Below are 8,947 nucleotides of genomic sequence, written 5' to 3'. Positions count from 1 at the left end.
GTGCCCGAGGAAAGCGTGGAAGAGCAGTGGGACCTGCCCGGCCTGGAGAAGGCGCTGCGCGAGGAGTGGGCGGTGGACGTGCCGCTCGCGAGTTGGGTGGCCGGGGCGGAGGCGGTCGAGGCGGAGAACATCGCCGAGCGCGTGCGCGAGGCCGCTAAGGCGGTGTTCGAGTCCAAGGTCGACCAGGTTGGCGAGCAGAACTTCACCTCGTTCGAGCGCGTGGTGCTGCTGCAGACCATCGATTCGCAGTGGCGCGAGCACATCGCCGCGCTGGACTACCTGCGCCAGGGCATCCACCTGCGCGGCTACGCGCAGAAGCAGCCCAAGCAGGAATACAAGCGCGAGGCCTTCCTGTTGTTCGGCCAGCTGCTCGACTCGGTGAAGAACGACGTCACCCGCATCCTCATGAACGTGCGCGTTCAATCGGCTGAGCAGATCTCGCAGGCGGCCGAGCAGATGGAAGAGCGCGCCGAGGCCATCAGCAACGTCACCTACACGGCGCCCACCGAGACCGGTGAGGCCGAGACCCGCCCCGAGGCCGCCGTCGCCCAGGCGATGGCGGGCGAGGTGCCGCGCGTGGGGCGCAACGATCCTTGCCCCTGCGGCAGCGGCAAGAAGTACAAGCACTGCCACGGCCGACTCGACTGAGCGGCTGGCGCCCTGGCCAGCCGTCCCCTTCCCGATCCGAGAACCTCTCCATGCCTGTCCAGCTCTCCAGTCCTGCCGTGGCCGATCTGCTGCCCATCGCGGGCGTGCGCATCGGTGTCGCCGAAGCCGGCATCCGCAAAGCCAACCGCAAGGACCTCACCGTGTTCCTGCTCGATGAGGGCAGCGCGGTGGGCGCGGTGTTCACGCGCAACCGCTACGCGGCGGCACCGGTGCAGGTGTGCCGCGAGCACCTGGCCAGTGGCCAGGGCGTGCGCGCGCTGGTGATCAATACGGGCAATGCGAACGCGGGCACGGGCGAGAGCGGCCTGGCCGACGCGCGCCAGACCTGCACCGCGCTGGCGCGCTCGCTGGGCCTGCACCACGAGCAGGTGCTGCCGTTCTCCACCGGCGTGATCATGGAGCCCCTGCCCATGGACCGCCTGCTCGGCGGCCTGCCGGCGGCGCTGACCAGCGCCTGCTCGGCGCAGCACGACTCCGGCGCCCAGTGGCTGGCCGCGGCCCAGGGCATCATGACCACGGACACCCTGCCCAAGGCCGCGAGCGTGTCCTTCGAGCTGGAGGGCCGCGCGCTGCGCGCCACCGGCATCGCCAAGGGCGCCGGCATGATCCGGCCCAACATGGCCACCATGCTGGGCTTCCTGGCCACCGACGCGGCGGTGGCGCCCGAACTCATGAACGAACTGGCCCGGCGCCTGGCCGACGCCTCGTTCAACCGGGTCACGGTCGACGGCGACACCAGCACCAACGATTCCTTCGTGGTCATCGCCACCGGCCAGGCAGGCCATCCGCCGGTGACCGACCTGTCCAGCCCGTCGGGCCGCGCCCTGCTGGACGCGCTCACGCCCCTGGCCCAGCGCCTGGCGCACGCCATCGTGCGCGATGGCGAGGGCGCGACCAAGTTCATCACCATCCGCGTGGAGGGCGGCCGCGACACGGCGGAGTGCCTGCGCGCGGCCTATTCGGTGGCGCATTCGCCGCTGGTCAAGACGGCCTTTTTCGCCAGCGACCCCAATCTGGGCCGCATCCTGGCGGCGGTGGGCTATGCGGGCATCGACGACCTGGACGTGGGCGGCATCGACCTGTGGCTGGGCGATGTCCATGTGGTGACGCGCGGCGGCCGCCACCCCCAATACCGTGAAGAAGACGGCCAGCGCGTGATGAAGCCGGCGGAGATCGAGGTGCGCATCGGCCTGGGCCGCGGCACAGCCAGCGACACCGTCTGGACCTGCGACTTCAGCCACGAGTACGTCACCATCAACGCCGACTACCGCTCATGAACCCCTCGTTCGAGCGCCTGATGCAGCGCGCCGAAGCCCTGATCGACCGCATCGAGTCCGTGCTGCCCCGGCCGCTGTCCGCGCCGGACTGGTCGGCATCGCATGCCTTCCGCTACCGCAAGCGCAGCAGCGGCCATGGCCTGCTGGAGCCCGTGCGCCACGTCGCCAGCATCGCGCTGGACGACCTGAAGGAAGTGGAGCCGCAGAAGGAGCGCATCCAGCGCAACACCGAGCACTTCGTGAAAGGCCTGCCGGCCAACAACGTGCTGCTGACGGGCGCGCGCGGCACGGGCAAATCCTCGCTGGTCAAGGCCTGCCTCAACGCGTACGCGGCGCAAGGCCTGCGGCTGATCGAGGTCGACAAGAGCGATCTGGTCGACCTGCCCGACATCGTCGAGGTGGTGGCCGGCCGGCCCGAGAAATTCATCGTCTATTGCGACGACCTCAGCTTCGAAGACGGCGAGCCCGGCTACAAGGCGCTCAAGTCCATCCTCGACGGCTCGGTCTCGGCGTCCAGCGCCAACGTGCTGATCTACGCCACCAGCAACCGCCGCCACCTGCTGCCCGAGTACATGAAGGAGAACCTCACGTACACGCACACGGCGGACGGCGAGGTGCACCCCGGTGAGGTGGTCGAAGAGAAGATCTCGCTGTCCGAGCGCTTCGGCCTGTGGATCAGCTTCTACCCCTTCAGCCAGGACGAGTACCTGGCCATCGTCGCGCAGTGGCTGTCGTCCTTCGGCGTGGCGGCCGGGGCGATCGAGGCGGCGCGGCCGCAGGCCCTGGTGTGGGCGCTGGAGCGGGGCTCGCGCAGTGGCCGCGTGGCCTACCAGTTCGCGCGCGACTACGCCGGCTCGCACGGCGCCGAGGCCGGGGCGTGAGCGCCGAGGTGCTGGTCGTCGACGGGGGGCGCGAGGCCGTCGCCGCCCAGGGCGCGACGGACGTGGCCGTCGGCGTTCTCATCGACGATCAGGGGCGCTTCCTGCTCACCTCGCGCCCCGCGGGCAAGGTCTACGCGGGCTACTGGGAATTCCCGGGTGGCAAGCTCGAGGCCGGCGAGACCGTGGAACAGGCGCTGCGGCGCGAGCTGCAGGAAGAGATCGGCCTGACCATCGGGCCGGCGAACGTCTGGCGCGTCCAGCTGGTGGACTACCCCCACGGGCTTGTGCGCCTGCACTTCTGCAAGGTGTTCCAGTGGTCCGGCGAGCTGCAGATGCACGAGGGCCAGGACAGCCGCTGGGAGCGCCTGCCGGTGGGCTGCGAACCCGTGTTGCCCGGCACGGTGCCGGTGCTGCGCTGGCTGCAGGAAGAGGCCGACGCCGCCTGAGGCGCGGCGCGGTTCAGCGCGGCGACTCGGCGTCCCAGTCGTTCACTGGCGTGCCCTTGTCGGGCAGGGCGTACTGCTCGCTGGCCCAGGCGCCCAGGTCGCCTTGCTTGCAGCGTTCGCTGCAGAACGGGCGCCAGCGGTTGCTGGGGGCGTAGACGCTGTCGCCGCCGCAGGCCGGGCAGCGCACGATGCGGGGCTCGACCGGCTCGGCCATGGCCTCAGGCGCACAAGGCGAGCTCGAAGCTCGCGTCCTCGCCCGCCGGGTGCAGGCGGTGGTCCTCGCCCAGGCGCATGAGGCGCACCGAGAACATCAGCCGGTTGCCGCTGATTTCGGGGACCAGGCCGGACGAGGGATCGATGCGCAAGCGCAGCAACTGGAAGGTGCGCCCCTGGGGCAGGTTTTGCTGAAACTGCCCGCCGCTGGACACCACCTTCTGCGGCGCGCCGGTCTCGCGCATCATCTTCAGCAACAGCACCACGGCCTCGGCCAGCGGCGCCAGCGTGCGCGACCAGGCGCTCAGGTCGGCCTGGCGCTGGTCCGTGGCCAGGTGCTGCCAGTGGTAGTAGGCCGGCAGGTCGAATTCACAGGTGCCGCCGGGGATGCCGATGCGGCTGCGGATGGCCATCAGCCAGTCGTTCTCGGTGAGCGCCTGGCCCGGCTTGCCGGGCACGTCGGCGATCTGCGAAAAGCAGGTGTCGAGTTGGGCGATGGCGGTTTCGAGCGCCGACTCCGAGATGGCGGGATTGCCCCGAAAGCCCGCCAGCGCCTGCTTCTGCCGGTCGAGGTCTTTGAGCACGTCCGATTTCATGTCGGCGCGCGAGGCCACGTCCATGATCTCGAACAGCGTCTGGATCGCGTAGTGGTGATCCAGCGGGTGGTCGCGTGGCACGAGCGCGGCGAGGCGCTTGAACAGCTGCTCGAGCCGCAGGTAGGTGCGGATGCGTTCGTTGAAAGGGTATTCGTAGAGGATCACGGGCTCGCGGCGCGTGGGGCCGTGTTGGCCGCGCATGGGCGGATCATAGCCCGAAGCTTACCGATAGCCGGTCCACCAACCCATGCAAACGGTCGAGATCGTCCTCGTCGTTGAAGATCACCGCGTCGGCCACCGCCAGGCGCAGGGCCCGGGGGCTCTGGCTGCGCAGCACGCCATCGATCACCGCGTCGTCCCAGCCGCTGCGGGCGCGCACGCGGCGGCGCTGCGTGGCCTCGCTGCAGTCGACCACGAGCACTCGGTCGAGTTGGGGCCGCCAGCGCGGCGACTCGGCGAGCAAGGGCACGTCGAACACGACGCAAGCTTTGTTGCTTTGGGTCACGCGGATGGCGATCTCGCGCGCGACGATGGGATGAACGATGGCCTCGAGCCGTTGGCGGGCGCCGGGGTCGGCGAACACCAGTTCGCGCATGCGGGCGCGGTGCAGCGCGCCGTCGCTGTCGATGAAATCCGGGCCGAAGCCGTCGCGCACCGCGGGAATGGCCGCGCCCCCGGCCGCCGTGCTGGCGCGGGAGATGGCGTCCGCGTCGATGAGCTCCGCACCGAGCGACTGCAGCCGGGCGCCGACCGTGCTTTTGCCGCTGCCAATGCCGCCCGTGAGGCCGATCCGCCAGGCCGGTCGCGCGGCGCTCACAGGCCGACGGCGGCCAGGATGGCCGAGGGACCGAACACCATGGCGGTGAGCCCCCCCAGCGCGAGGAAGGGGCCGAAGGGCACATACCCACCTTCGCGCAGGCGACCCACCAGCTTGATGCCAACGCCGACGACCGCACCGATCACCGAGGCCATAAGGATGATGGGCACCAGCGCTTGCCAGCCGAACCAAGCGCCGAAGGCCGCGAACAGCTTGAAGTCGCCGTAGCCCATGCCTTCCTTGCCGGTGAGCAGCTTGAAGGCCCAGTAGACGAGCCACAAGGACAGGTAGCCGCCGACCGCCCCCCAGACGGCATCGGCCAGGTGGGTGGGCGTAACGCCGAGTGCCGCGGCGACCAGGCCCGCCCACAGCAGGGGCAGCGTGATGTCGTCGGGCAGCAGGGTGGTGTCCCAGTCGATGCAGGCCAGCGCGACCACGGCCGCGGCGAACCCGCACCAGGCCAGGCCGGCGGTGTTGAGGCCCCAGTGCCAGCCTGCCCAGGCAAACAGCGCACCGGTGGCGGCTTCCACCAGGGGATAGCGCGGCCCGATGCCCGCGCCGCACTGGCTGCACCGGCCCCGCAGCGCGAGGTAGCTCAGCACGGGGATGTTCTCGTACCAGCGGATGGTGTGGCCGCAATGCGGGCAGGCGGAGCGCGGCACCAGGAGGTTGTAGCGGTCTGCCGGTGCCTGGGCCTCTTGCGCCGTGCCTTGCAACTCCGCGCATTCGGCGGCCCATTGCCGCTCCATCATCTTGGGCAGCCGGTGGATGACGACATTCAGGAAGCTGCCCACGAGCAGGCCGAGCAAGCCCAACAGCGCCGCGGCGGGCGCACCGGTGGCCAGCTCCGCCATCAGACCACCTGGCCGAGCTTGAAGATGGGCAGGTACATCGAGACGACGATGCCGCCGATCACCGTGCCGAGCACCACGATGATGATCGGCTCCATCAGGCTGGAGATGCCGGCCACCATGTCATCGACCTCGGCCTCGTAGAAGTCGGCGGCCTTGCCCAGCATGTGGTCGATGGAGCCCGATTCCTCGCCGATCGCGCACATCTGCAGCACCATCGAGGGGAAAATGTTCGCGTTGGTCATCGCGGCCGTGAGGCTGGTGCCAGTCGACACCTCCTGCTGGATCTTTTCGGTGGCGATGGCATAGACCGAGTTGCCCGACGCACCGCCCACGGAGTCGAGCGCTTCGACCAGCGGCACGCCCGCGCCGAACATGGTGGCCAGCGTGCGCGTCCAGCGCGCCACCACCGATTTCTCGATCATGTCGCCGAAGATGGGCAGCTTGAGCAGCAGGCGGTCCATGAAGCGCTGGACCTTTTCGTTGCGCTTCCAGGCCTGCAGGAAGAAGTAGATGCCGCCGCCGAGGCCGCCGAAGATCAGCCACCAGTACTGGACGAAGAACTCGCTCATGGCGATGACGAACAGCGTGGGCGCGGGCAGGTCGGCGCCGAACGAGGTGAACACCTCCTTGAAGGAGGGGATCACGAAAATCATGATGACGGCCACCACCACGAAGGCCACGATGATCACGGCGGTGGGGTACATCAGGGCCGACTTGATCTTCGACTTCAGCGCCTCGGTCTTCTCCATGTAGGTGGCGAGGCGGTCGAGCAGGTCTTCCAGGATACCGGCCGCTTCGCCCGCCTCGATCAGGTTGCAGTAGAGGCTGTCGAAGTACATCGGGTGCTTGCGGAAGGCCGCGCTCAGCGAGGTACCGGTTTCCACGTCGGCGCGGATGTCGTTGAGCAGCCGCGTGACGTTGGGGTTGGGGTTGCCGCGGCCCACGATGTCGAAGGACTGCAGCAGCGGCACGCCGGCCTTCATCATGGTGGCCAGCTGGCGCGTGAAGATCGCGATGTCTTTCGGCTTGATGCGCTTGCCGGACGACGTGCGGCGCTTCTTGATCTTGACCGGGATGATGCCTTGCCGGCGCAGCGTGGCCGTCACCTGGTTCTCACCCTGGGCGCGCGTTTCTCCACGCACCGCCTTGCCGTTGCGGTCCTTGCCCTCCCATTCGAACACGAAGTCCTTGACGCTCTTGCTTGCGACGGTGGCCATGGAATTCCTCAGGGGGCTGTGGGTGAGCGGTGGGTCATTCGTTCGTCACGCTGAGGACTTCCTCGAGCGAGGTCTGTCCCAGCTTGACCTTGAGCAAGCCGGACTCCCGCAGCGAGCGAACGCCTTCCTTGCTGGCCTGCTGCGCGATGTCCAGTGAGGTGCCGCCGCGCAGGATGATGCGCTGGATCTCTTCGGAGATCGGCATCACCTGGTAGATGCCGACGCGCCCCTTGTAGCCGTTGTTGCAGGCCGAGCAGCCCACCGGCTTGTAGGGCGTCCAGGTGCCGTCAAGCTCCTCGGGCTTGTAGCCGGCCTCGAGCAAGGCCTTGCGGGGAACGTCCAGCGGCGCCTTGCAGTTGGGGCACAGGCGGCGCGCCAGTCGCTGGGCGGTGATGAGGATCACGCTGGAGGCGATGTTGAACGTGGGGATGCCCATGTTCATCATCCGCGTGAGTGTCGTCGGCGCGTCGTTGGTGTGCAGCGTCGACATGACCATGTGACCGGTCTGCGCGGCCTTGATCGCGATGTCGGCGGTTTCCAGGTCGCGGATCTCGCCGACCATGATCACGTCCGGGTCCTGGCGCAGGAAGGCCTTGAGCGCGACGGCAAAGGTCAGGCCCGCCTTCTCGTTCATGTTCACCTGGTTCACGCCGGGCAGGTTGATTTCGGACGGGTCTTCGGCCGTCGAAATGTTTACGCCGGGCTTGTTCAGGATGTTCAGACAGGTGTAGAGCGAGACCGTCTTGCCGGAGCCCGTGGGACCGGTGACCAGCACCATGCCGTAGGGGCGCTGGATGGCCTCCAGCAGACGCTCTTTCTCTTCCGGCTCATAGCCCAGGGCGTCGATACCCATCTTGGCCTGGCTTGGGTCGAGGATACGGATCACGATCTTCTCGCCAAACAGCGTGGGCAGTGTGCTGACGCGGAAGTCGATGACGCGATCGGGCCCGACCTTGAGCTTCATCCGGCCGTCTTGCGGGACGCGCTTCTCGGAAATATCCATCCGCGAGATGACCTTGATGCGCGAGGCCAGCTTTTCCTTGATGGCGACCGGGGGTGAGGCAATCTCGCGCAGTTCACCGTCGATGCGGAAGCGCACGCGGTACTGGTGTTCGTAGGGCTCGAAGTGCAGGTCGGACGCGCGCATGTTGAACGCGTCGATCAGCATCTTGTGCAGGAACTTGACGACCGGGGCATCGTCGACTTCGCTGGCCTTTTCGGCGGCATCGGCGGTGGTGGTTTCGGCCGCCAGCTCATCGAACTCGACGTCGCCGACGATGTTCTCCATCGCCTCGGTGACCGATTTGGTCTGCGCTTCGACCAGGCGGCTGAGTTTGTCGAACTCCGCGATGACCCAGTCCACGCCCATCTGCGTGGCGAACTTGATCTTTTCGGCCGCCTGCTGGTCGGACGGATCCGCCGTCGCGACGATCAGGCGGTTGTTGCGCTTGCTGAGGACGACGATGCGGAAGTCGGCGCAGATCTTGGCGTCCAGCAAGCCGGCAGGCAGCCGCTGCACGTCAATGGCATCGAGGTCGAGCAGGGGGGCCGCGAAAGCCACCGACATGGTGTGCGCCAGGTCCGTGGGCGACACCGCGCCGGAGCCGGTCAACTCGGCAATGAAGCTGGTTCGGCTGCTTTGGGCCTTGCGGTAAAGGTCCTCGGCCGCGCGCTGGTTGAGCTTGCCCGCGGACACGAGCGCGCGCCCAAGCCCCGGAAGGGCCATGGACGGACTGTCCTGGTTCACCGAATCAACTGACGCCATATGCCCGTAATCTAACGGAAATCAACAACTTGGACGTCACAATTGACGCCAGTTATCCGGAAAACAGGGACTCACGTCGATTGACGTTGTATCTGCGTTGCGTCGGGCGAGCCGCCAGCTGGGGGCCTTGGAGCGCTACTGGGCCGCGCAGCGGTCGTTGATGTGACCAGATGATGGTCGGGGTGAGAGGATTCGAACCTCCGGCCTCTACG

Annotated in this window: 10 protein-coding genes; 4 read left to right on the top strand and 6 right to left on the bottom strand. The window is 67.9% G+C overall.

The window, feature by feature from the left end:
* The 4 genes from BGO22_RS14825 to BGO22_RS14810 all read left to right on the top strand — a co-directional run.
* Nucleotides 1-648, top strand: a 648-nt coding sequence (locus BGO22_RS14825) for an SEC-C metal-binding domain-containing protein (protein WP_286851489.1), incomplete at its 5' end; no start/stop codon positions are given.
* A gap of 50 nt (nucleotides 649-698) precedes the next feature.
* Nucleotides 699-1,946: a bifunctional glutamate N-acetyltransferase/amino-acid acetyltransferase ArgJ gene (argJ, locus tag BGO22_RS14820; RefSeq protein ID WP_286851487.1), complete on the top strand. Its 1,248-nt coding sequence runs from the start codon at nucleotides 699-701 to the stop codon at nucleotides 1,944-1,946.
* Nucleotides 1,943-2,827: an ATP-binding protein gene (locus BGO22_RS14815; protein ID WP_070399120.1), complete on the top strand. Its 885-nt coding sequence runs from the start codon at nucleotides 1,943-1,945 to the stop codon at nucleotides 2,825-2,827. Before argJ ends, BGO22_RS14815 begins: the two co-directional genes overlap by 4 nt.
* Entirely contained in the window at nucleotides 2,824-3,273 is a 450-nt protein-coding gene (locus tag BGO22_RS14810; protein WP_204744288.1) for a (deoxy)nucleoside triphosphate pyrophosphohydrolase, read from the top strand. Before BGO22_RS14815 ends, BGO22_RS14810 begins: the two co-directional genes overlap by 4 nt.
* A 13-nt stretch (nucleotides 3,274-3,286) precedes the next feature.
* Here the strand turns inward: BGO22_RS14810 and BGO22_RS14805 are convergent, their stop codons facing one another.
* Genes BGO22_RS14805 through pilB form a run of 6 tightly spaced genes read right to left on the bottom strand, consistent with a single transcriptional unit; the run spans nucleotide 3,287 to nucleotide 8,735 of the window.
* Nucleotides 3,287-3,487 (bottom strand): DNA gyrase inhibitor YacG, encoded by a 201-nt coding sequence (locus BGO22_RS14805; protein ID WP_116958339.1) that lies wholly within the window; start codon nucleotides 3,485-3,487, stop codon nucleotides 3,287-3,289.
* A 4-nt stretch (nucleotides 3,488-3,491) separates the two neighbouring features.
* Entirely contained in the window at nucleotides 3,492-4,247 is a 756-nt protein-coding gene (gene zapD, locus BGO22_RS14800) for a cell division protein ZapD (protein WP_070399233.1), read from the bottom strand.
* A 43-nt stretch (nucleotides 4,248-4,290) separates the two neighbouring features.
* The gene (coaE, locus tag BGO22_RS14795) at nucleotides 4,291-4,899 is read right to left on the bottom strand and encodes a dephospho-CoA kinase (protein ID WP_286851485.1); all 609 of its coding nucleotides are present in this window, start codon (nucleotides 4,897-4,899) and stop codon (nucleotides 4,291-4,293) included.
* Nucleotides 4,896-5,753 (bottom strand): prepilin peptidase, encoded by an 858-nt coding sequence (locus BGO22_RS14790; protein WP_286851483.1) that lies wholly within the window; start codon nucleotides 5,751-5,753, stop codon nucleotides 4,896-4,898. Before BGO22_RS14790 ends, coaE begins: the two co-directional genes overlap by 4 nt.
* Nucleotides 5,753-6,970 carry a type II secretion system F family protein gene (locus tag BGO22_RS14785; protein ID WP_070399115.1) on the bottom strand — a complete coding sequence of 406 codons (1,218 nt, stop codon included), beginning with the start codon at nucleotides 6,968-6,970 and terminating at the stop codon, nucleotides 5,753-5,755. The genes BGO22_RS14790 and BGO22_RS14785 overlap by 1 nt, the downstream gene beginning before the upstream one ends.
* 34 nt (nucleotides 6,971-7,004) lie before the next feature.
* Entirely contained in the window at nucleotides 7,005-8,735 is a 1,731-nt protein-coding gene (gene pilB / locus BGO22_RS14780; RefSeq protein ID WP_070399114.1) for a type IV-A pilus assembly ATPase PilB, read from the bottom strand.
* Between the last annotated feature and the right edge of the window lie 212 nt (nucleotides 8,736-8,947).

This window comes from Hydrogenophaga sp. 70-12 (assembly GCF_001897365.1).
In the GTDB taxonomy this organism is placed as follows: Bacteria; Pseudomonadota; Gammaproteobacteria; order Burkholderiales; family Burkholderiaceae_C; genus Hydrogenophaga; species Hydrogenophaga borbori.
Note: the sequence above shows the minus strand (reverse complement) of the source record. Positions and strands in the feature narration are given on the sequence as shown.